Annotated in this window: 18 protein-coding genes; 12 read left to right on the top strand and 6 right to left on the bottom strand. The window is 51.6% G+C overall.

The features are described from left to right. Positions 1 to 22: 22 nt before the first annotated feature. Positions 23 to 694, top strand: coding sequence for a YceH family protein (locus QWY82_RS19185; protein ID WP_290265517.1), 672 nt, complete (start codon positions 23 to 25; stop codon positions 692 to 694). 159 nt (positions 695 to 853) lie between these two features. Here the strand turns inward: QWY82_RS19185 and QWY82_RS19180 are convergent, their stop codons facing one another. From QWY82_RS19180 to QWY82_RS19170, 3 genes are all read right to left on the bottom strand, one after another. Next, positions 854 to 2509, bottom strand: coding sequence for a glycosyl hydrolase family 18 protein (locus tag QWY82_RS19180; RefSeq protein ID WP_290265516.1), 1656 nt, complete (start codon positions 2507 to 2509; stop codon positions 854 to 856). Between the two features lie 101 nt (positions 2510 to 2610). Continuing rightward, a complete protein-coding gene (locus QWY82_RS19175; RefSeq protein WP_290265515.1) occupies positions 2611 to 3966 on the bottom strand; it encodes an isoprenylcysteine carboxylmethyltransferase family protein in 1356 nt (451 codons plus the stop codon). A gap of 82 nt (positions 3967 to 4048) precedes the next feature. Continuing rightward, positions 4049 to 5872 carry a glycosyl hydrolase family 18 protein gene (locus QWY82_RS19170; protein ID WP_290265514.1) on the bottom strand — a complete coding sequence of 608 codons (1824 nt, stop codon included), beginning with the start codon at positions 5870 to 5872 and terminating at the stop codon, positions 4049 to 4051. 641 nt (positions 5873 to 6513) lie between these two features. On the opposite strand from QWY82_RS19170, the gene QWY82_RS19165 reads away from it, so the two are divergent. From QWY82_RS19165 to QWY82_RS19115, 11 genes are all read left to right on the top strand, one after another. Further along, positions 6514 to 7197, top strand: coding sequence for a class I SAM-dependent methyltransferase (locus tag QWY82_RS19165; RefSeq protein ID WP_290265513.1), 684 nt, complete (start codon positions 6514 to 6516; stop codon positions 7195 to 7197). Next, positions 7181 to 7804, top strand: a complete 624-nt coding sequence (gene yfbR, locus QWY82_RS19160; RefSeq protein ID WP_290265512.1) for a 5'-deoxynucleotidase — start codon at positions 7181 to 7183, stop codon at positions 7802 to 7804. The genes QWY82_RS19165 and yfbR overlap by 17 nt, the downstream gene beginning before the upstream one ends. Before the next feature lie 38 nt (positions 7805 to 7842). Continuing rightward, positions 7843 to 9630: an amidohydrolase gene (locus QWY82_RS19155; RefSeq protein WP_290265511.1), complete on the top strand. Its 1788-nt coding sequence runs from the start codon at positions 7843 to 7845 to the stop codon at positions 9628 to 9630. A 110-nt stretch (positions 9631 to 9740) separates the two neighbouring features. Continuing rightward, positions 9741 to 10421 carry a hypothetical protein gene (locus QWY82_RS19150; protein ID WP_290265510.1) on the top strand — a complete coding sequence of 227 codons (681 nt, stop codon included), beginning with the start codon at positions 9741 to 9743 and terminating at the stop codon, positions 10419 to 10421. A 234-nt stretch (positions 10422 to 10655) separates the two neighbouring features. Then, positions 10656 to 11357 (top strand): esterase/lipase family protein, encoded by a 702-nt coding sequence (locus QWY82_RS19145; RefSeq protein WP_290265509.1) that lies wholly within the window; start codon positions 10656 to 10658, stop codon positions 11355 to 11357. A gap of 540 nt (positions 11358 to 11897) precedes the next feature. Further along, positions 11898 to 12884, top strand: a complete 987-nt coding sequence (locus QWY82_RS19140) for a lipase family alpha/beta hydrolase (protein WP_290265508.1) — start codon at positions 11898 to 11900, stop codon at positions 12882 to 12884. 84 nt (positions 12885 to 12968) lie between these two features. Then, on the top strand, positions 12969 to 14024 hold the full coding sequence (locus QWY82_RS19135; protein ID WP_290265507.1) for a lipase secretion chaperone: 1056 nt from the start codon (positions 12969 to 12971) through the stop codon (positions 14022 to 14024). 231 nt (positions 14025 to 14255) lie between these two features. Further along, complete coding sequence (locus tag QWY82_RS19130; protein WP_290265506.1) at positions 14256 to 15509, top strand: DEAD/DEAH box helicase; 1254 nt, start codon at positions 14256 to 14258, stop codon at positions 15507 to 15509. A 125-nt stretch (positions 15510 to 15634) separates the two neighbouring features. Next, positions 15635 to 15874 (top strand): TIGR02647 family protein, encoded by a 240-nt coding sequence (locus QWY82_RS19125; RefSeq protein WP_290265505.1) that lies wholly within the window; start codon positions 15635 to 15637, stop codon positions 15872 to 15874. A gap of 109 nt (positions 15875 to 15983) precedes the next feature. Continuing rightward, positions 15984 to 16316 (top strand): YajD family HNH nuclease, encoded by a 333-nt coding sequence (locus QWY82_RS19120; protein WP_290265504.1) that lies wholly within the window; start codon positions 15984 to 15986, stop codon positions 16314 to 16316. Positions 16317 to 16657: 341 nt separating this feature from the next. Further along, complete coding sequence (locus QWY82_RS19115; RefSeq protein ID WP_290265503.1) at positions 16658 to 17068, top strand: ExbD/TolR family protein; 411 nt, start codon at positions 16658 to 16660, stop codon at positions 17066 to 17068. A gap of 167 nt (positions 17069 to 17235) precedes the next feature. On the opposite strand, the gene QWY82_RS19110 is transcribed toward QWY82_RS19115, so the two are convergent. The 3 genes from QWY82_RS19110 to QWY82_RS19100 all read right to left on the bottom strand — a co-directional run bounded on the left by QWY82_RS19110 (position 17236) and on the right by QWY82_RS19100 (position 20728). Continuing rightward, on the bottom strand, positions 17236 to 18585 hold the full coding sequence (locus QWY82_RS19110) for a sodium-dependent transporter (RefSeq protein WP_290265502.1): 1350 nt from the start codon (positions 18583 to 18585) through the stop codon (positions 17236 to 17238). A gap of 91 nt (positions 18586 to 18676) precedes the next feature. Further along, complete coding sequence (smpB, locus tag QWY82_RS19105; RefSeq protein ID WP_290265501.1) at positions 18677 to 19153, bottom strand: SsrA-binding protein SmpB; 477 nt, start codon at positions 19151 to 19153, stop codon at positions 18677 to 18679. Positions 19154 to 19294: 141 nt separating this feature from the next. Next, positions 19295 to 20728, bottom strand: a complete 1434-nt coding sequence (locus QWY82_RS19100) for a sodium-dependent transporter (protein WP_290265500.1) — start codon at positions 20726 to 20728, stop codon at positions 19295 to 19297. Between the last annotated feature and the right edge of the window lie 96 nt (positions 20729 to 20824).

Genomic DNA, 20824 nt, shown 5'->3' with positions numbered 1-20824 from the left:
AATGACATAAAAAGTGAACGCTATGATCGCATTAACCTTATACGAAACCCGTGTAATCGGTGTTCTGTTTGAAAAAGAGCACACTACACCAGACCAATACCCGTTGTCGTTAAATGCGTTAACCAACGGCTGCAACCAGAAAAGTAACCGCGAGCCAGTGCTGGAGCTGTCTGAAGTTGAGGTGCAAGACACGGTTGATAGCTTATTGAAAAAGGGCTTGGTCACCACAGTGAGTGTGGGCAGCCGGGTGGCCAAATACCGTCAGCGTTTTGGCAATACGGAGTTTGGTGATTTCAAATTCACCTTGAAGGAGCAGAGCCTGTTGAGCGTACTGTTTCTACGCGGCCCACAAACAGCGGGCGAGTTGCGTTTGCGTACCCAGCGGTTGTGCGAGTTTGCCGATGTGGCAGATGTAGAGCGCGTACTCGACGGCTTGGCCGGCGCGGACACCACTGCTTATGTAGTGAAATTGCCGCGCGAGCCGGGCAAGCGCGAGTGCCGCTATGCGCATTTGTTTAGTGGCGAGGTTGAATTTGAGTCTATAGCTGAAATAGCACAAGGGCCTAGAAGCGTTAGCCAAGCTGTTAGTGACTGTAGTTGCGTAGAGCGAGTGGCCGAACTAGAACAGCAGGTGAGTGTGCTACAAGAAGAAGTAGAATGGCTTAAGGCGCAGTGGCAGACTCTCAACGGTTGAATAAAACGTATAAAAAAAGGCGCCTATAAAAGGCGCCGAAGAAGACACACCCGAGAAAAACCGTTTAATGCAACGAAATTCTTTTCGTCACATTATTCTTGCAGCTTGCAGGGGCCCGAAGCGTCGGACCGGGCCATCCTGCTTGCAGCTGCGCCCACCTCACTCCAAATTATGCACATGGCTGCCCACGGGGCCGGAGAAGGCGCCGTTGTCGAACATGTCCCAGTTAATTGACCAGGTCATCACGCCGTTAAAGGCGGGGTAGGCTTGAGCGGGCGTTAAGGTGCCGCATTGTGTGCGCTTGGTGAGGCAATCCAACGCCCGGTTAATATCGGCGGTAGTGGCAAAACCGCTCGAGGCTGCGCGCGAACCGGAGGGTAAGGCTAAGCCAATTTGTTCCGGTTTTAGTGGCGCAAAATTTCCTGCGGAGCCGCCGGCGAGGGGGAAGCCTTCCATGAGCATTAACGCCGATGACACCATCATGTCCACAGAGCCGGCCGGATAAGCTTGACCGCGATAGGGCGTGGACAAACCGCCATTGTTGTACAGCTGCACGTGCAGCAAATCTAACTCGTTGCGCAGTTGATCAATCATGGGCAAGTAAGCGCCCCAAATGCCCGAGTAGGCCACAAAGCCTCCTTGCACATAGGGGTGTTCGGGCGCCATAGACAGGTACATGCTTGGGTAGCGCTGTTTCAGTTGTTTTACGGCGGCAATCAAATTATTGATCACCGGTGCGCCGTGCATTACACCGGCGCCAGATTCCAAATCGATATCGATACCATCGAAACCGTATTCGTCCATGATGGCGGCGGTGCTGTTAACAAAATTGGTGACGTTGGTGGCGGTGTTTAAAGTGACTGTGCCGTTTTGGCCGCCGAACGAGAGCACAACAATTTTGCCGGCGGCGCGTTTGGCGGCTATGTCGTCGATAAATTGTTGTTTGTTTAAACCGACATCTAAATTAAACGCGACCGAGCCATTACCGGCATCGTCGGCAAAGGCAACCACGATGACATCCCAGACGTCGGACACTTGAGCGATGCGCACCAGGCCAGAGCCATTGTCGAAGTTATGCCAGTAACCCACCAAAGCATGGGCCGGTAATTTGCCGCTGTTGCCGCCCGAGGATGAACCGCCGCTAGACGAGCTACTGGAGCTTGAGCCCGACCCACTAGATGAAGAGCCGCTAGACGTTGAACCAGAGCTTGAACCGCTGCTGGACGAGCTGCTTGATGAACCGCAATCACTCACTTGGGTCCAGGCATCTTGCCAGTGTGCGCCGGTGCCTGGCGCGTAGGCCCAGGCGGCATTGGAAGAACACCAGCCCGGAATATCGCAGCGGAATTCGTAACCGACATTGCTTACTAATTCGCTTATCGCGTAATTAGTGCCCGCAACGTAGGCATTGGCACTGCAGGTGCCGCCACCGCTGGAGGAGCCACTCGATGTCGAGCCACTGGAACTGCCGCTTGAGCTTGAACCGCTGGAACTACCACTAGAACTTGAGCCACCGGACGATGAGCTCGACGACGTACTGCCAGAGGAGCTGCCGGAAGAACTGCTAGATGAGGAGCTGCCGTCGCAGGCGCCGTCGTAACGCCAAACATCCCAAGTGCCGGAATGGGTGGCTGGGTCGTCGGCTTGGGTCCACCATTTTGCGGTGTAAGCATTATTTAAATGCTGAACTTTACTTTCGCCCAAATACACGGCGCTGCTACTCCAGCTATCGACATTGGCGCAATCCACTGCAAGCGCTGTGCTGGAAAAAAAGCCGACACCAATAAGCGTCAGCGTTAAAGGAATTTTTCTCATGACCTAACCCTCTATTAGTTTTTAATTCTTGAGTTGTTTTACTCTTTCTGGCTTGCTGCTTGAAGTTCACAGCTTGCAGCTTACAATTCACAGCGAGCAGCTCATCCAACGCTTTTCCTGTCAGCTGTAAACTGTAAGCTGCTTTTTATTTTCTGCGGTGGCCTTTGACCGCTGGAAAAAAGTTTCCCCGGTGTGAAGCGCAACCACGGCAGCGCGCGACCTAACCCGGAAAATAAACCGTGTTGCTCCATGTAGTTGGCGTAAGCCACGTACGCTGGGTCACAGGACAGATGTTTTTCTTCGGTGCGCGCGCGTAAAAAATAAACGCCGTTGAGTAATAAAAGCATGGCGCACTGGCGCAGGGTTTGATCGAGGCTGGCGGACACCATGAACGGCATAGAAATCATCCACCAAGATAAATTTTTACTCACGTAAGCGGGGTGCTTGGTGAATTGAAATGGACCGTTGGTGAGAATGCCGCGGTGGGTGAGGTTGGAAAAGCGAATGCCAAAGGCCATGCTGGCCCACACATAAATCATCAGCAGCGCTAAAATACCGGCGCCCCATAAGCCGTAGGCCCAGGGCGTTTGCCAAAACCAGTGACCCCAGGCCGGGCCTTGGTCGTATTGAATATATGTGCCGGAAAATAAACTCCAAAACGGTTGGTAACACATCAGTGCTACAGCCCAGCCGAGCAGGCTTGGCTCGGTGGAGCGGATGTGGCTGTCGAGTAAACGCAGGGTAAATACGTAGCCGACGGTAACGATAAGCAGGTCAATGTAGTACAAAAAATTAAAGGCAAAATCGAACCACTGCTGAAAGCCGCCGCTAAAGAGTTGGCTATTGCTGTTGAGCAGGGTTTCTAGATTATTACCGAGGTAGACAAACATCAGCGGTAAGAAAAACAGTTTAACCAGCCAGCCTAAAAATAGCTGGCCGAGATCGGCATTGGCGCGATCAGTATCGGTAATGGGCTTGGCCAAGACCAGACGGCCGAGTCGCCAGTAGGCGTCCTTTGGCGACTGCATGGCGCTATCGACAAAGTAAAAATAGGGAATGGCGAGTAAGAGCCAATAGGGTAAAAAAGCAAATAACACGAAAAAGTAATGCTGATAAAAATCGCCGTGGTACTCGGGCAATATCCAATAGACTAAGGCCACCAAGCCTAAGCAAGCGTAAAAACCAACGAGCTTGGTAAGGGTGCGCGGCCAATTGCCTCGGCGTTTATCCAGCTGTAAACCGGCCGAGCTATTGGTTTGCGGTTTTAATCGCCAGGCTTCGAGAATAATAATCGGCAGGGCCAAGGCTAGGCAGACTAAAACCGCCACTGTGGTTCGCACAGGTAATTCAAGGTTGAAATATTTTATCGCGGCCACGGCAAGCAGTGAGCACAGCAGCCCAATTAGATTGATCCAAAGCCGTGTGGGTGATTCTGGTTTGACAGTCGCGTTTGCCATTGCAAACTCCTCGAAAGGAAACCAGAGCGCGAGCGCTCTGGTTAATCAGCGAGTGCGCGTGCCGAAACACGCGCCGTGGGTTTTACTGATTGGTTTTTATGGCTTCAATCAATTCGCCGTTGGTGGTGTCGCCGCTTAATTCCCAGAAGAAAGCGCCGCCTAAACCTTGGCTGCGAATGTAGTTCATCTTACCGGCGATGGTGCTTGGGGTATCGTAGCTCCACCAGTTGTTACCGCAGTAGGCGTAAGCCGTGCCCGCGATTGTGCCGTTAGATGGGCAGGTATTTTTCAAGACTTTGTAGTCTTCAATGCCAGCCTCGTAAGTGCCTGGTGCTGCACCTGTGGCTGAACCGCCTGGCGCCGCTTGGGTAACACCGGTCCAACCGCGACCGTAGAAACCAATGCCTAAGAGAATTTTATCGGCCGGAACGCCTTTGCTCTTCAGCACTTGCACGCCGTTATCGGAATAGAAACCAGGGGTTGGAATGCCGGCGTAGTCGGTTAGCGCAGAGTGCGGTGCGGTTGGCCCATTTTTGGCAAAAGCGCCAAAGAAGTCATAGGTCATCAGCATGTAGAAATCTAAATACTGTGCCGCGCCACCGTAATCGGCTGCGTTAATTTTAGCTTCGCCAGCGCCAATTGCGGAGGTGACGAGCTTGTCGTTGCCGAAGCGATTGCGCAGTGCGCGCATCAAATCGGAATAACCGTAGAAGCCACTGTTGTCACAGCTTAAACCGCATTCGTTAGGGTATTCCCAGTCGATGTCGATGCCATCAAACACTCCGGCCCAACGTGGGTCGAACACTAGGTCGTAGCAAGAGTTGGCGAAGCTGTCGGCATTTGCTGCCGCTTGACCGAAGCCACCTGACCAAGTCCAGCCACCGAAAGACCATATAACTTTGATGTGTGGGTATTTGGCTTTCAGTTTGCGCAATTGGTTAAACGAGCCGCGCAGTGAACCGGCATCCCAGCTATCGGCTACACCGTCAACGCTATCGGCGGCGCTGTAGAAACGGTCGTAGTCTGCGTAGGCATCGCCAATCACACACTTACCGTTTTGCACGTTGCCGAAAGCATAGAGGATATGGCTAAGCTTGGCGGCCGAGCCGCTGGTGTCGATATTTTTCACATGGTAATTGCGACCGTAAACGCCCCACTGGGCGAAGTAGCCAATCACTTTATCACCACCAGAGGACGAGCTGCCGCCCGAGGAACTTGAACTGCCAGACGATGAGCTAGAGGTTGAGCCGCTTGAGCTGCCAGAAGAGCTAGACGTTGAACCACTTGAACTGCCAGAGCTGCTCGACGTCGAGCCCGAAGAGCTGCCGGAGCTGGAAGAGCCGCTGCAGGTGCCGTCGTTTTTCCAGGGGCCCCATTCGCCCGAGGTGCTTGGGTTGTCGCCTTGAGTCCAATATTTTGCGCTATAGCCGGTGCCCAAATACTGCACTTTGGCGCCGCCGTTGTAGATAGCGGTGGCGTTCCACAAGGGAATGCTGGCATCGCAGCTACCGCCTGAGGAGGAGCCGCTAGACGAGCCCGACGATGAGCCAGAACTGGTGCTGCCGCCCGAAGACGTTGATCCCGAAGAGGTGCTGCCGCCCGAAGAGGTTGAGCCGGACGAGGTGCTGCCGCCTGATGAGGAGGACGAGCTAGATGAGCTGCCGTCGCACACGCCTAAATTATTCCACGCCTCGCTCCAAGCCCAGCCTTGGCCCGGTGCGTAGGGCCCGCCCACGGTACACCAGCCGCTAACTTTGCAGCTGTAAGCGCTGGATAGATTTTGTACTTGCGCGCCGTTGGCGTAGCTGGCGCCGTCGCTGTATTGGGGTAAATTGGAGCAGTCTGTGGCATGGCCTTCTGCGGCGAAAGCGCCGAGCAGTAGAAGGGCCGAAAGTCTTATTTTCATGGTTAAATCCTTAGTGACTGTAATGATTTGAAGACAGCCGGTGGGTGTGCACCCACTCAGGACACCGGGTTATTACCTCAGTTACCACATAACGCGACGCCTGCGACTATCCTTCGCAGATCTACCTATTGATTGGCTCGAAGCTGAGCCGTACCTCTCGTTTTATTGTTATTGCTTGATCGTTTCTGACCGGCACGCCCTGTGCCTGGATTGCGGTAAGGCTAAGTGCATCCAAGTTTTGTTATGGTGATTGCCCGACTACTTGCTCGTTTGCAGCTATGCCGATGGACAACGTTGTCAAATCTAGTCTCCTTGATACAACGTTGTCAAGGCGCTTGTCGAGCCACAGCGAAGTTCAATGTCTTCCGCTAAAATCGTTAAAATTCTAAATATATGTCGATAAAATTCTCTAAAATCTTATAACCTGCAATTTATTGGGGTCGCAGGGCGCGCGCATAGATGTATGCATTTCGCGGAAGTGTGATGGCTTTACACTTGGTTAGAGGTCTAAGCGGTTCTATCGTACCGCTTATCCGAATTGTGGCTGGCGTTATATCGCGTCTTAACTTAGGCGCCGATGCAGTGGTCCTTGTCTCGCTCAAGTCATTGGCCTTGGTTGTCTGTGGTTTAATGGCGTTCACGTGAGTCTTGTAGCGCGAGTTGATAAAGCTGCAGGGTTAAGGGGGCATTTGTCGGTGGGCGATAACGCGATGAATTATTACGACCAACACAGTCTGCGCTTATTTGCCCAGTATCGGGGGGTAAGCGCCGAAGCCGTGCATGCCCACTGGCGGCATTTGTTGCCGCCAGTGCCGGGGCAAGCCTGCGATATCGGCGCTGGCGCCGGTCGCGATGCGACTTGGTTAAGCCGTTTGGGTTGGACCGTGACGGCGGTTGAACCTGCGCCCGGGTTGCGGGCTCTGGCGAGCGCGCAGAGCCCCGCGACTATTCGTTGGCTCGACGATAGCTTGCCGCATTTGTCGCGCCTTAAGCAGATGGAGGTGCAATGTGATTTAGTGTTAATTAGCGCCGTGTGGATGCACCTCAATCAGGTACAGCGTCACACCGCGATGGCCTCTGTTCGGTCGCTATTGAAACCCGAAGGCCTGTTAGTGATCAGTTTGCGTTCTGGCCCTGATGACGGGCGCAACTTTTTCCCGGTTAGCTTTGCTGAATTAAACGCGAGTGCTTGTCTGCATGGCTTGACCTGCGTGTTCGAGCAGCAGCAAGATGACATTTACGGGCGCGAGCAGGTGGCTTGGCACACCGCTTGTTTTAAAGCCATTACAACCAATAGCGATAATCATCATGACTGCAACAGCTGACATTAAGAGCCACTTCTTTGCCTACATCAGTAAAATTCGCTGGATTATTCGCTGGGGCTTAAAGCGCAATGCTATTCCAGAAAATGTCATGGAGCACAGTTGGGAGGTGGCCACCATCGCGCACGCACTGGGCATTATCCGCAACCGCATTTTTAATGGTCATGTGGATGCCAATGCGTTAGCTGCCGCGTCTCTGTACCACGATTGCAGCGAAGTCATCACTGGCGATATGCCGTCGCCAATTAAATATCATTCGTCTGCCATTCAGACGGCCTATAAGGCTATTGAGCACGAAGCAGAAAGTGAACTTGTGAGTTTGCTGCCAAAAGCATTGCAGGCAGATTTTGCCGCGGTGATGCTTGAGTCGCAATTGCCCACCGAGCACAAAAAATTGATTAAAGCCGCCGACACGCTATCGGCTTATCTAAAATGCCAAGCTGAGTTGGCCACCGGTAATCAAGAGTTCAGGAAAGCCGCCGAGGATATTCAGGGGCGCTTGGCGAGTTACCAATTGCCCGAAGTAGAATATTTCCTACAGGTTTTTGCGCCCAGTTATAAGTTGACCTTAGATGAACTGTTGAGCCCGAAACCTCACTCGGTGCCATAAATAATGATGGCCGTCATGCGCCGTAAATTAAGGTGATTATGCCGAATAATTTCAAATTCCTTGCCATTGCCCTCGTATTTTTTAGTACTTGTTTAGGTGCAACTTCCAATCACCATGACCTAGTGGCGGATCGCATTTTTTCAGGTGGCACTATTCTTACGGTTAATGATGAGCAGCCCCTTGTACAAGCCGTGGCGATTAAAGAAGGGAAGATAATCTTTGCCGGTGATCTTGTGCTGGCGAGAGCGTACGCGAACGACAAAACTGATTGGGTCGATCTTGCTGGCAATACCTTATTACCGGGTTTTATCGACGCGCATACGCACCCGATATTGTCGGCATTGATGGGGCAAACGGTCGATGTGTCGGGTTTTAACCATCGGAATTCAGATGCCGTGTGGCGTAGTTTGCGCGAGGGTGTGGCGAGTGCGAGTGCAGGCGATTGGGTGATTGCCTATGGCTGGGACCCGGCCATGCTCAATGACTTAGCGGCGCCGACGATGGCGCAATTAGATGAGATAGCGCCAAACAACCCATTACTCATTATTACTCAAACACTGCACACGGCGTTTGCCAATAGTCAGGCGTTTGCGTTAGCGGGCGTGACCAAGAATACGCCCGACCCCAATGGCGGAGCCTTTGAAAAAGATGCAGAAGGCGAGTTAACCGGCACCGTGATTGAGATTCCCGCCATCGCGTATTTTAAAAAGGTTACACCCAGATATCCGCGGGCAGCCTATCAATATTTATTAGAAAACCAGATCCAAGCTTATGCGCGTGCAGGCTACACAACAATTGTCGCGCCGGGACTGCAACCTCTCATGCCTCAAACCATTGAAGCAATTCAGTTTGCCACCGACTATATCGGTGCACCGGTTCGGTTGCGGACTTACCCGCTCGCACACACACTTGATGCCGCGAATGCGACAAGCAATGACTATGGCCCTCATCAAGGCAGTGAAAGATTTGCTGTGCTGGGGGTGAAGTTATGGATTGATGGCTCGCCTTATGCCGGTGGCATGGCAATGGCAGAGCCCTATCTCGACACAGAGTTAAGCCAAAAAAGCTTGGGTATTCCCACTGCGAGTCGCGGCCATTTAACCTACAGCGATGCCGAGCTGAATGCGTTAGTGCAGCACTATCACGATGCCGGTTGGCAAATCAGTGCGCATGCGCAGGGTGAGCGTGCGGTGGATCAGTTTTTGAATGCCGTCGCGCTTGCAGCAGTTAAGAACCCGCGCATTGATCATCGCCATCGCATGGAGCACCTTGCGCTTATCACCCAATCGCAACTAGCGCGCGCTAAGCAACTAGGCGTGACCACTTCGTTTTACATTGAACATATTCGCTATTATGGTGAAGCCCTCCGTGACTTCATTATTGGACCTGAGCGATCCGAACGGTTTATGCCACAGGCTTGGGCCTTAACTGCTGGCCACAAGGTAAGCTTTCACACCGATAGCCCGAGCTCGCCGTTGAATGTATTCAAGGCAATGCAAACTTCGGTCACGCGCACGAGCCAATTAAGTGATGTTGTGATTGGCGCCGATCAACAAGTCAGTCCTGAGCAAGTAATCAGGATGCTAACCCTAGATGCGGCTTGGCAAATTTTTGAAGAAGATAATTTGGGTAGTATCGCGGTTGGGAAAAAAGCAGACTTCACTTTGCTTAATGGTAACCCATTAGCGCAGCCTGTAAGTGAATGGACTGAGTTAAGCGTAGTGAGTACCTTCATCGATGGCGAACCGGTACAGGCTGATGGTTTTACGGTTAGAAAATTGAATTTACTGGCGAAAGCTGGGTGGCAAGTGGTTTTTGGCGAATAAAAATTTAACACGCTTATTTGTATAGGCTTGCTATATGGCTCTTATTATAGGTTTATAATGCAAACTGTTTATTTCTGACTGTTAATTTTTACAGGGAGTGTAACCTTATCATGGTAAAAGTATCCGTTGTTTTTTCCACGGCATTGTTGTGTGCAGGTTTATGTCAAGCTGAGCCTAATGAGCGTTATTTACAGGGCGTGGTTGGCTGGTTACAGGCTGAGGATGTTTGGCAGATAGACGAGGATACCAGTGGCGAACCCTTGGCAGCAGACTTAGGTGATTTGTTATATGGCGGCGGTGCTGTGCAGATGAACTTTGGCGACGCAGCGCTTGAGTACGGCTACGAGACTGGCGGTTTAGTGTCGTTTAAAAACGATACCAGTTATGTCGCGGCTGCGGGTAATAACGGCGGCGCTGTTGCGGCGAAGATTGATAATGAGTTTTGGCTGGTTGATCTTTATATGGGCGCTTACACCGGTATTCATCTGGGCGATCACTTACGATTTTATGCCAGTGCCGGGCCGGCATTGCTTATCGGCTCATTAGATGTAGACGATAGCGAGCCGGTGCCAACGCCGCAATCTGGAACTGTCGTGGTTTCCTCCGCAGGCAGGCACACCAAGGGCGCGTTGGGCTTTTACGGCAAGCTAGGTGTCGATATCCTATTCGACAGTGATATTACCCTTGGCGCTAGCCTGCGCCAGCTTAATGCTAAGCTGGATTTCGGTGATGCCGGCGAGATGCAGTTCAATCATCCGCAGTACTTTATAACGGTTGGAAAAAAATTCTGAGATTTTTTGCTTAGCAAACCGCAAGTTCAGCCCCCTAGCCTTACATTCTAGTCAGCATGCTACTTTGGTCTAGTCGCCATGCCCTGTTTCAGGGTGTAGCGTTTAGGGCGTTGATATAACAATAATTTCACAGCTTAATTTTTAGTAACGATGTAGATGAATCTGTGATTCTTTTCATGGTGCACGATAGATTTTGCAGACGCAAAAAGTCGTGCCTTGGTTAGGGTAGTTAAGATGAAGCAACGTCCATTCCCACTGTTTACTTTAGTTTCTATTCTTCTGTTCAGTTTCTCGGTGTTGGCCCAGGCCGCGTGCAAAGATAATGTGGTGCTGGTGCATGGTAACGCCGGCTCGCCCTCAGACTGGTCTGCCACTTATAATGAACTGCGTGCGCGAGGTTGGGCTGCCAACCAGATATTTCGCCCCGATTGGGGCTCAAAAACCTGCGCGGCTTGTAACAATCATAGCGGCTCCGAGGAAACGCCGGTAAAAAATGCGTTAAGTTCTGCGCTCGCGCAATCTTGCACGGGCAAGGTTGATGTTATTGGTCATTCAATGGGAGTGACCTTGGTAGCGCAGCAGATTATTAAGCTCAATATGGCGTCTAAGGTCGACGCTTTTGTGGGTATTGCCGGTGCCTACCGGGGCTTGATGTCCTGCGGTGTTTATCCTTTCTATGTGTACAGTACAACTTGTGGTGCACAGGGTCTTTCGGTGTCTAGCCCGTTTTTAGATTGGCTCTATGGAAAAACGTTGGGCGCTCGTGTTTATTCCATGAAAAGTTGGGTGGATCAAATTGTCTGCGGTACCGGCAGCTGCCTAATTTATGGTGTCCATTCGAGTCAAATCGCCGGCGAGACGCAGAGCTTTAGTTTTAATTACGGCCACTTCGGTTTGCAGAGCTATACCGCGACCGAACAAGTTAATCTCCTGTGAGTCTGTGTTTACCTCGGTTATCTCAGTGACCTCTTGGCGGCCCTTCGGTCGCCTTTTTTTTCGCTACTTTTCGATGCCATGAAGAGTTGCCCTGTTTGGTTTATATCCCGCGCAGGGTTGAATTTTCATTTGAAGACTTCGCGTGGCGGTAATCGGGCGACCGGTGGATGACTGCAGTACACCGCGTGTACTTATTGCAGTAGGTACGTTCGTGTTAGCCAGTGTTACCAATTGCCCGTCAGTTACCGGGGTTTTACCGGACTCCTTGGTCACTCTTTACTTTCAGTAACGATGACCGATCCGTCACAAAAAAGCGCACCTCCAAATTGTCTTTACCAGACAACCTCACTATTGTTTTTTTACATTCAAGCAGCTCGCGTGGGCGGTAACAGAGGTAGCCACGAACAACTTGGTAGTGCGATGTTGTCGATCGTGTGACTGAATTGTTCTGAGGATGTTGAGGCGTTTAGGCTCCGCAATGGGGTAAAAGATGCGCTCAGAAAAATAAATATAAAAATAAACCTCAAGTAAGGACGTGCAATGAAAATCAAACTTGTATTGGTGTTGGTGCTTCTCGGTTGTAGTTTTTCAATTCCCCAGGCATTCAGTGCCGATAGCACCGGAAAAACAAAATACCCCATCGTGTTAGTGCATGGGCTTTCGGGTTTTGACAGCATTCTGGCCGATTATTTCTACGGTGTTAAAGGCGCCTTGCGCGGTGTTGGCGCTAACGCTGTGTATACACCACAGGTAACGGGTTACGAAAGCAATGCCGCTAGAGGCGAAGAGTTACTGGCCTATGTACAGCAATTATTGGCCGTAACCGGTGCCGCCAAGGTGAATTTAATCGGTCACTCGCAAGGCGGGCCAACGGCGCGCTATGTGGCTTCCGTAAGGCCGGATTTGGTCGCCTCTGTTACCTCTGTGGGCTCGCCGCACTTTGGTTCGCCAGTGGCCGATCTAATTAAAGATTCGCCCTTGGAGGGGCCAACCTTGGCCATTGGTAACGCCGTAGGGGTGTTGTTGGCTGCGCTTTCTGGTGATACTTCGCAACAACAAAATGCCATGGGTTCGTTAGAGTCGTTAAATACCCAAGGCGCAAAGGCCTTCAATGCTATTCATCCGCAAGGTTTGCGCACTGGCAGTTGTAAAACCACGCCCACTTACAATGCCGGTTCTTGGTGGTGGCCTAACTATGTTAAAAATTATTCGGTGAACGACGGTGCGCATCAGGTGAATGGGGTGCGCTATTACTCCTGGAGTGGTATTTACACGCCGCTGTTCGACTCTAATGTGCTCGACTTAGCCGATGGGTTGTTGAGTGTTACATGGCTCGCCATTGGTGAATCTAACGATGGCTTAGTGGGGCGCTGTTCATCTCACATGGGCAAAGTTATTCGCGATGACTACACGCTTAACCACGCCGATGAAATCAATGGCATGTTTGGCTTGCGTGGGCTTTGGTCGTCTAATCCCGTGCAAATTTATGTCGAGCACGCGCGGCGTTTGAAGGCTGCCGGCCTGTAGCCGTTGTACCGGCAAAACCTCTTAAAAGTATCGGGGCTGCGCCGCGGCCCCAATACCTATGTTATTCAATGCAACGAATAGATTATGAAAAAGTCTCTCATTTTTAGCGCCTGTGTTATCACTGGTCTGGGTGTCGTTCAGTTTTTTAGCGAACAGGGAGCCCGCCCTTCGGTTGCCGAACAACCCTCTGTTAATGCCGCTGAAATTGTCTTCGTGGGCGAAAAAACACTGGCGCCAGAAGCCATTACGGCGCTGGTTGAAACGGCTTCTGAACCCGATCTGGCCTTTGCGGCCTTTATTCAAACCCTACCCGCATCCTTGGCCGGGCAGCCAGCGCCCGAATCCTTGACCGTTAATGACCAGGGCGAGTTGGTGGTTGATGGAAAAATAAGATTTTTATTCGAACACTACTTGTCGGCACTGGGCGAAGAGTCCTTAGATAATATAGTGGCGCGCATCCATCATGCGCTGCAGACGCAATTGGCAGGCGCGAATTTGGATAAGGCGCTAGCGTTAATGGAATCTTATTTACAATACCGAAATTATTTAGGCGAGGTAAAAAATGATTTTATTAGCGCTAACTCTGGCAAGGGGTATGAGTTGGCTCGAGTCGCGCAAATGAAACAGCTAGTGCAAGCCGAGCGCCTGCGCTTTTTTTCCGAGGCAGACAGCGCGGCACTATTTCTTCAGGACGATCAATACGATGACTACCAAATGCAGCGAGCGCGGGTTATTGCTGACCCACGGCTCACGCCCGAGCAGCAACAAACTGCCCTGTTGGATATCGATGAGCAGGCGCCGGACTGGATAGTCGCTTCTGAAACACAGGCTAGTCTCGTGGCGCGGGTTAGAGCCGAGGAGAAGGCGCTTGTTGCTCAAGGGGCTGACCCAGAAACCCTCTACAGCACACGCGTAAAAGCCTATGGCGAAGACGCGGCGCAGCGCTTGGCGCTGGTAGATCAAGAAAACCAACAGTGGCAGGCGCGGGTAGACGGTTATCAGATCGAGTTGCAATCGCTGCTGGCCAGCGGCGGCGGCGGGTCGGTGGATGCCGATCTATTGCAGGCCTTGCGGCAGGCGCATTTTCAAGGTCCAGAGCTGGTGCGCATTGCTGCGCTCGATGGCGACGCCGAGCTTTAGCTGACGGCTCACGAACCGAGTTGGGCTTATGCTGCGCGGGGACCGGCCACCGGGCTTGCGGCACAGCTAAGGCACCAGTCAACAGCTTCGCCAGTAGTTAAACCAACACTGCAACCAGTACCCAGTTTAGGTTGGTTGCGGTCCTCCTCGCCTTTTACCTAACGGCGCAGGGCAAAACCCCCTATAATCCCCGTCCGAATATGAAGCTATTGGTTTTGCCGAGGACGCCCTATGTTGTTTTCTTCCCTAGATTTAGCCCCTGATCTCCAAAAAGCAGTTGAAGCTTGTGGCTATCGGCAAATGACGCCCATTCAGCAGCAGGCCATCATTCCTGCACGCCGGGGTAAAGACCTGCTTGCCAATGCGCAAACCGGCACTGGAAAAACTGCCGCTTTTACCTTGCCGATCTTGCAGCAAATGCACGACAAGCCAAAAGTCACGCAGCCCAATAGCCCACGCGCGCTTATCCTTACGCCTACGCGAGAGTTGGCCGAGCAGTTGGGTGAAACGGTGAAGGCCTACGCGCAATTTCTACCCTTTAAGGTGCTGGCAATTTATGGTGGCGGCAAGCTCAGTGCGCAAGAGAAAAAGTTATCTGCCGGGGTGGATATTTTAATTGCTACACCGGGTCGCTTATTGGAACATCTGGTCGCCTGCACCGTGAGTTTGGCGCAGGTGGAATTTCTGGTGATGGATGAAGCCGATCGCATGTTAGACATGGGCTTTATCACCGACGTTACCACGCTGCTGCAAAATACCAATAAGCAGCGCCAGACCTTGCTGTTTTCTGCCACCAGCTCTCAGGCGGTGCGCAATCTCGCCAACAAGCTGTTGAAGAGCCCACAAATTGTCAGCGTGGCGAAACAGAATGCCACAGCCGATACCGTTGAGCATGTTGCCTATCCGGTTGAAGAGCGGCGCAAAGCGGAATTGCTGATCACCTTAATTGAAGAAAAAAATTGGTATCAGGTATTGGTGTTCACCAGCACCAAAGCCCAGGCCGACCAATTAATGTTGGCCCTTAAAGCAGAAAAAATTACCGCGGCTTTGTGTCATAGCGATATCAGCCACGGTGCGCGCCGGCGTGCACTGGCAGATTTCAAAGAGGGCAAAATTCAAGTGTTGATCGCCACCGAGGTTGCCGCGCGCGGCTTGGATATCGATGGCTTAGAGCATGTGGTTAATGTCAATCTTCCCTACCTGGCCGAAGACTATGTGCATCGTATTGGCCGCACTGGCCGCGCCGGTAAAAAGGGTCAGGCAATTTCATTTGTCAGTCGCGAAGAAGAGCGAGCACTGAATAATATTGAGCGACTTATTGGCGCTAAAGTTAAACGCATAAGCATGCCCGGTTTTGAAGTCACTGGGCGCGATCAGCTCATGGATAAGGTGGCCAAAGCCCCCGCTAAGCAGCGCAGCAATAAGACCAGTCAAACAAAAATCATTCGTACTAAAATTACCGCGGTAAAAGATAAAAAGCGCTAGGAAGGGCTCGGGCCAGGGGCGCAAATAATCACTTGGCAATGCGGGAGTAAGGCTGCTAATGTCAGAGTTCTGTGGGGCGAATGTTATTGGCGCCTCTTGGTTGAAAAACGTACAGTGAGGCGTTTATGATTTTGACTAACGAACTGCGCGATGAAATTAGTTTGCTGCTGCAATTTGATATGAGCAGCGCTCAAGCGGGGCTGAAAGTGCACAGTAATGCGGCGAGCGCTGAATCTGTCGCTGCCGCAAAGCGTCTGTTTGATAAGGGTTTGGTTGATCATGTGGACGGTGGCTACCTCACTGCGCTCGGGCGCGAAGCCGCCGAGCACTTACATGCTGCGTGTCGAAAATTGAACGTAAAGTAAGCTAAATAGTCTTAATACCCCTGATTTTATTAACGCTAGGTGTTGTGCTTAGCGTTAACAAATTGTTACTAGCAAGCCTCGCAAAGTGATACTGAACAGGCCTTAGGTTATGTCTTCTCAGAAACCCCCATCGAGTTATCTTCAGCAAGAAAAAGGCTATCGCGATCGCGCCTTAAAAATGTACCCTTGGGTGTGTGGACGCTGTACCCGCGAGTTTGTTTACTCCAACTTGCGCGAGTTAACCGTACATCACCGCGACCACAATCACGACAACAACCCGTCCGATGGCAGCAACTGGGAATTGTTGTGTATCTATTGCCACGACATGGAACACGCCAAATTTCACGAGCATATTCTCTATGGCTCAACCAAGCCCAAAGAAATAGCGCCGGCGACCCACAACCCTTTTGCCAATTTGAAAGACTTGATGGATAAGAAGTAGGCTTAGTGAAAAGCCTCAAGCCTCAAGCCTCAAGCCCCAAGCTCCAGGCCAAGGGTGACCGCTGTGGGTGTTTGAAGCTTGTATGTAAAGGTTGAGGCCATTTTTTGTTCAAGTAATTGCTATTATTACCTCGCGGAAACGCCTTCAGTGGTTGATCAAGAGAATAGGTTTTTTACGCAGTTTCGATTAGAACTATTTACTTGCTGCCTGCGAAGCCGATTCAATATCCCTGTCTTATTTAAGTAACAAGTAAACATTTGTTTGTTTTTTCTTTCTGTTTTTCCCGCTCGATCTTGTCTCTGCTGATCTATGCTTAAAGCGTCTAATCAAAGGAGTGTTCTATGAGAAAACAAGCCGCGCTAGCCGAAGATTCGGGCGACATCGATCTAACACCCATGTTGGATGTGGTGTTTATCATGTTGATCTTTTTTATTGTCACCGCCTCTTTCGTAAAGGAATCGGTGATTGACACAGATATTCCGGACCAGCCGCCAGTGACTGAAATCACTGAAACGCCATCGATAATCGTCGAAGTACGTGCTAACAATGAAATATGGATGGAGCAGCGGCGGGTGGACATTCGCGCAGTGCGCGCCAATATCGAACGCATGCATGCAGAGAACGCAGATTCGCCCGTGGTTATCCAGGCGCACGTAAAGTCGACTGCCAAAATGTACGTGGCCGTAGCAGATGCCGCACGCGAGGCGAAAGTTAACTCAGTGGCGTTAATGCCGGTAAGTGATTCTATTTAGATAAAGAAAAGCCATAAAAAAACCCGCACTTGCGGGTTTTTTTATGGCTAAACTTTTGCAGCTTGCAGCTTGCAGCTTGCAGCTTGCAGCTTGCAGCTTGCAGGGGGCCGAAGTGTCGGACCAGGCCCCCCGCCTTGCAGCTTGCAGGGACCCGAAGTGTCGGACCTCTAGCTCAACGAATGCCAAAAAGTGGCCAAAATGAGCAGTGGGCAAATCACCTTTACATAGAGCGGCCAAACTTTCCAAAACAAACTGTCTTCGATATCTTCATGACCTTCTTTGAGTTCTTTAAGCAGCAAGTTGCGCTTAAAAATCCAGCCGCAGTAAAGACAAATAGCAACGCCCAGTAACGGTTCGGAGTATTTGGTGGTGAGGTCGATCACAAACCCAAACAGAGTGCCGAAGTTGAAGATAATCAGCGCACTGATGGCAAAGATGCTCGAGCCAATGGCGATCGCGGCCACGGGTCTGCGAATATTGAAACGCTCGACCGCCAGAGATACAGGCACTTCTAGCATGCTGATAGAGGAGGTGAGCGCGGCGATGGTCATGAGCGCGAAAAAGGCTAGCGCAACGAAGCCGCCGGCGCCGCCCATGGTGTTAAATAGGGCGGGCAGCACTTGGAAGATCATGTCTGGGCCGCCGATGAGGTTGCCCGCTTCATCCAATATTGTGACGCCTGCGTGCTGTGCCACGTACATGGCGGGCAATATGAGTAACCCGGCAATAAAGGCGATACCGACGTCCACCACGGTGACGATGGCGCCTAAACGCGGCAGGCTGTCGTCCTTGGAAAGGTAGGAACCGTACACCAACATGGTGCCCACGCCGAGGGACAGCGAGAAAAACGCTTGGCCCATGGCACTGATGATCAGCGAAGGTTCGAACACCCGGCTCATGTCGGGCAGCAAGTAGACTTTTAAACCCTCCATGGCACCGGGTTGCGCGACAACGTAGGCAATGAGCAGGCAGAGCAGGCCCATGAGCACGGGCATCAAACGGCTAGACCATTTCTCAATACCGTTTTGCACACCACTGGAAATAATGAACAAGGTGAGTGCGGCGAAGATGAAACTGGAAAATAAGTTTCGGTCGATGGAGTCGGTGGTGAGCCATTGGGTAGCGGTATCGGCACTGACGAGGTCGGTGGCGGAGGCAAATAGGTAGCAAATCATCCAGCCGGCAACGATGGTGTAAAAGCTTAGAATCAGGCTGGCGACAATCACGCCGTAAAAGCCGGTGGCGCGGCCGATGCTGTTGATGATGGGTTTGTCCGACAGGCTACTAAGGGCGGTGACGATGTTGGCGCGGGCGTGGCGACCAATTACCAGTTCGGCCATGAGCGCTGGGTAGGCGAGTAAAAACGCTAACACTAAATAAACCACAACAAAGGCGGCGCCGCCATTGCTTGCGGTTTGGGTGGGGAAGCCCCAGATGTTGCCCAAGCCTACCGCTGAACCAGCGGCAGCCATGATAAAACCAAAGCGGGTAGTAAATTGACCTCTAGGTGCACTCATGAACGCGTCCATCTATCCGTTATTATTGTGTGAGTAGGTAATGGGTCTACTCAGTTAGGTATAGAACGGCTCAGCGGGGAAAATCCACAAGTTAACGGTTGTGATCTCGCACCACGCGTTGTTTTTCGCGGTTCCAGTCCCGTTCTTTTTCCACATTGCGCTTGTCGTGCTCGGCCTTACCTTTGGCCAGCGCGATGGCGGCTTTGACTAGGTGGCCTTTCCAATAAAGCGCGGTACAGACGCAGGTGTAGCCTTTTTGATTGACGCCTTCTTGTAGTTTGTCCAACTCGCGCCGGTTCAGCAGCAGCTTGCGTTTGCGCTTGGCGTCGACCACGAAATGGGTGGATACGGTATTCAGCGGTGTTATCAGCGCGCCGTGCAGCCAAGCCTCGCCTCGGTGTAGTTCGACAAAGCTATCCACCAGCTGGATGCGGCCGTCGCGCAGGCTTTTTAGTTCCCAGCCTTGCAGGGCAATACCGGCTTCAAACTTGTCTACCAAGTGATAGTCGAAGCGCGCCTTTTTATTCTGCGCGATGGTGTTGTCGAGGGGTTTCTTTGCTTTTGCCATAGGGGCGCGATTATATAGAGGCTGGCGACTGGGAGCCAGAGTCATCGGTTAATAATAAAAGTGTCGTGGTGGGTGCTGTGCGTGGCGTAAAGGCGCCGCTCTGAGGGTGACGGCACCTTGCTGAGGGATAAGCGTGTTTAGCTAGAAGCCAATGCTGGCTAAGAGCGACGCGCCGAAGAATTTGATCGCCACGGTATTGATGAAAATCAGTGCCAAGATGACGGGAATGAAGGTACCCAAAGAGAAGTGCATATAGCGCTCTAGGAACGAACCTTTGAAGCCGTCGTCACCGGTTTCGAGTTCGGCATCTAAGTTGTGTTTTTGCCAGCGATAAATCACGAACAGGCAAATGAGCAAGCCGTTGAGCGGCAGAATAGTGTCGTAAAACACGTCGTACACCACGTCGAATAAGGATTTGTTAGCACCGGAGTAGACGACAAATTCAGTCAGCCAGCCGACCATGCCGAAAGAGGCGGTGCAGGCGATGGTGAACAAAATCATGCCCAAATTTAAAACTAACAGTGACTTCTTGCGGCTGTAGCCCTTCTGGTCAACCAAACTTGCGGCAGGGACTTCGATGATCGAAACAAGAGAAGTGAGCGCCGCGAAAAAGACCAATAGAAAAAAGACACTGGCCACCACACTGGCGCCAAAGTAGCCGATGCTGCCCTGCAGGGCTAAAAATATTTTTGGTAGAAAAGAGAAGATTAGGCTAACCGACGAGTCCGATAGCTCAGTGGGGTCTGTTTGCGGGTTGAAGCTGAAAATCGCCGGCAAAATCATGAGGCCGGCAAAAAACGCGACGCTGGTGTCGGCAATGGCGACCATCTTGGCCGAGCTGGCAATGGAGCTCTGTTTGTCCATATAGGAGCCGTAGGTGATGAGGATGCCCATGCCGAGGCTCAAAGAGAAAAACGCCTGGCCGAGCGCGCCGCTGACCACTGGGCCAGTGAGCTTACTGAAGTCCGGAATGAGATAGAATTTCACGCCAGCCATGGCGTTTTCTTGCGTCAGTACAAAAATCACCATGCCGATGAGCATTAAAAACAGTGCCGGCATAAGAATTTTTGCGCTGCGCTCAATGCCTTCTTTAACACCGCCCACCAAAATGAGATTGACGATGCCAATAACCACGGCTAGGTGAATGAAGATATTGCCGCCGTTAATAAAGGAGCCAAAGGTTTCGGGTTTCGCTAGCTCGGCCAGATCGCCGGTGAGAGCGTTATACAGGTATTCAAATATCCATACGGTGATAACGGTGTAGAACACGGCGATCATGAATGGGGTAATGGTGGAGAGCCAACCGGCAATACTCCAAAATTTGTTGTTGTTGGTTAGGCTCGCGTAAGCGCCCAAGGGGCCTTTGGCGCTGTTTCTGCCAGCGGCCAGCTCGGCCATCATCACCGGTACGCAGATGGTAAATACAAAAATGGCGTACATAAGCAAGAAAGCCCCACCGCCGTTTTTTGCCGCGTTGACGGGAAAACCCACCAAGTTGCCTATGCCTACCGCAGACCCCGCTGCCGCAAGCACAAACCCTAAACGGGAACCAAACTGCTCTCTAGATGCCGCCATAATATGTCACTTCTTCATCATTATTTTTGGATGTGATTTGCGCTGCATCGCGTTAGCACGCGTAAATTCGCACCGCAGACGCTATCACTGTCACGC

This window comes from Simiduia curdlanivorans (assembly GCF_030409605.1).
In the GTDB taxonomy this organism is placed as follows: domain Bacteria; phylum Pseudomonadota; class Gammaproteobacteria; order Pseudomonadales; family Cellvibrionaceae; genus Simiduia; species Simiduia curdlanivorans.
Note: the sequence above shows the minus strand (reverse complement) of the source record. Positions and strands in the feature narration are given on the sequence as shown.

Bases quoted from the DNA above. Each gene is read 5' to 3' on its own strand.
- QWY82_RS19155 (WP_290265511.1), top strand. From the start codon at position 7,843: ATGCCGAATAATTTCAAATTCCTTGCCATTGCCCTCGTATTTTTTAGT.
- QWY82_RS19175 (WP_290265515.1), bottom strand. From the start codon at position 3,966: ATGGCAAACGCGACTGTCAAACCAGAATCACCCACACGGCTTTGGATC.
- QWY82_RS19145 (WP_290265509.1), top strand. From the start codon at position 10,656: ATGAAGCAACGTCCATTCCCACTGTTTACTTTAGTTTCTATTCTTCTG.
- QWY82_RS19170 (WP_290265514.1), bottom strand. From the start codon at position 5,872: ATGAAAATAAGACTTTCGGCCCTTCTACTGCTCGGCGCTTTCGCCGCA.
- yfbR (WP_290265512.1), top strand. From the start codon at position 7,181: ATGACTGCAACAGCTGACATTAAGAGCCACTTCTTTGCCTACATCAGT.
- QWY82_RS19180 (WP_290265516.1), bottom strand. From the start codon at position 2,509: ATGAGAAAAATTCCTTTAACGCTGACGCTTATTGGTGTCGGCTTTTTT.
- smpB (WP_290265501.1), bottom strand. From the start codon at position 19,153: ATGGCAAAAGCAAAGAAACCCCTCGACAACACCATCGCGCAGAATAAA.
- QWY82_RS19140 (WP_290265508.1), top strand. From the start codon at position 11,898: ATGAAAATCAAACTTGTATTGGTGTTGGTGCTTCTCGGTTGTAGTTTT.
- QWY82_RS19110 (WP_290265502.1), bottom strand. From the start codon at position 18,585: ATGAGTGCACCTAGAGGTCAATTTACTACCCGCTTTGGTTTTATCATG.
- QWY82_RS19135 (WP_290265507.1), top strand. From the start codon at position 12,969: ATGAAAAAGTCTCTCATTTTTAGCGCCTGTGTTATCACTGGTCTGGGT.
- QWY82_RS19125 (WP_290265505.1), top strand. From the start codon at position 15,635: ATGATTTTGACTAACGAACTGCGCGATGAAATTAGTTTGCTGCTGCAA.
- QWY82_RS19185 (WP_290265517.1), top strand. From the start codon at position 23: ATGATCGCATTAACCTTATACGAAACCCGTGTAATCGGTGTTCTGTTT.
- QWY82_RS19120 (WP_290265504.1), top strand. From the start codon at position 15,984: ATGTCTTCTCAGAAACCCCCATCGAGTTATCTTCAGCAAGAAAAAGGC.
- QWY82_RS19100 (WP_290265500.1), bottom strand. From the start codon at position 20,728: ATGGCGGCATCTAGAGAGCAGTTTGGTTCCCGTTTAGGGTTTGTGCTT.
- QWY82_RS19130 (WP_290265506.1), top strand. From the start codon at position 14,256: ATGTTGTTTTCTTCCCTAGATTTAGCCCCTGATCTCCAAAAAGCAGTT.
- QWY82_RS19115 (WP_290265503.1), top strand. From the start codon at position 16,658: ATGAGAAAACAAGCCGCGCTAGCCGAAGATTCGGGCGACATCGATCTA.
- QWY82_RS19150 (WP_290265510.1), top strand. From the start codon at position 9,741: ATGGTAAAAGTATCCGTTGTTTTTTCCACGGCATTGTTGTGTGCAGGT.